This window comes from Pseudoalteromonas luteoviolacea NCIMB 1942 (assembly GCF_001625595.1).
Classification (GTDB): domain Bacteria; phylum Pseudomonadota; class Gammaproteobacteria; order Enterobacterales; family Alteromonadaceae; genus Pseudoalteromonas; species Pseudoalteromonas luteoviolacea_A.
In genome coordinates, this window is the sequence record NZ_AUXT01000107.1 from 1 (window position 1) to 823 (window position 823).

General features: G+C 42.3%; 1 protein-coding gene. It reads left to right on the forward strand.

The annotated features are described in order from the left end of the window. A partial coding sequence (locus tag N482_RS05650) for an ISAs1 family transposase (RefSeq protein ID WP_063376134.1) occupies positions 1–804 on the forward strand: 804 nt, incomplete at its 5' end. Between the last annotated feature and the right edge of the window lie 19 nt (positions 805–823).

Below are 823 nucleotides of genomic sequence, written 5' to 3' on the forward strand. Positions count from 1 at the left end.
ACTGACAATCAAGTGATTGCCATTGATGGAAAAACTCTGAGGCGTTCTTATGATCCATCAGACAGAAAATCGACTATCCATATGGTCAGTGCCTTCGCGTCTCAAAATGGCGTTGTAATGGGTCAACTTAAAACAGATGCAAAATCCAATGAAATCACAGCAATCCCCGAATTGCTTGATTTACTAGAATTAAAAGGGCACTTAGTAACATTAGATGCTATGGGATGTCAGACTAAGATAGCCAAAAAGATCATTGAAAAAGAGGCGAATTATCTATTTACAGTTAAGGGGAATCAGGGGTCGTTGCATCAAGCAATTAAACAGGCCTTCTATACTGATAGTCAGAGCGAACATGCGGCCGGACACAGCTATCTAGAGCAACAACGTGGCCGAACCGAATATCGTAAGTATGAAGTACTTCAAGCTGAATCACTCCCTCTTACTGAAAAATGGTCAAAACTAACGACCATAGGGAAAGCGATTTACTACCGCATAGAGAATGGAAAAGAGCTTATCGACACTCGCTATTACATCAGCTCTGCACAGTTATCAGCAAAAGAGTTAGCCAACCATGTGCGTAGCCATTGGGCAGTTGAGAATCAACTGCACTGGGTTCTTGATGTCTCATTCCGAGAGGATAACTGCCCAATCAATCGAGGTCACGCGGCTGAAAACTTCAGTACATTCAGACATGTAGGACTGAATCAGTTGAAAAGAGAAAGTACCTTAAAAGCCAGTGTACGACGAAAACAACGCCGCGCTGCGATGGACACTGAATATTTAAATAAGGTGATTAGGGCTTAGCTGTTAACAGAATGTTCAC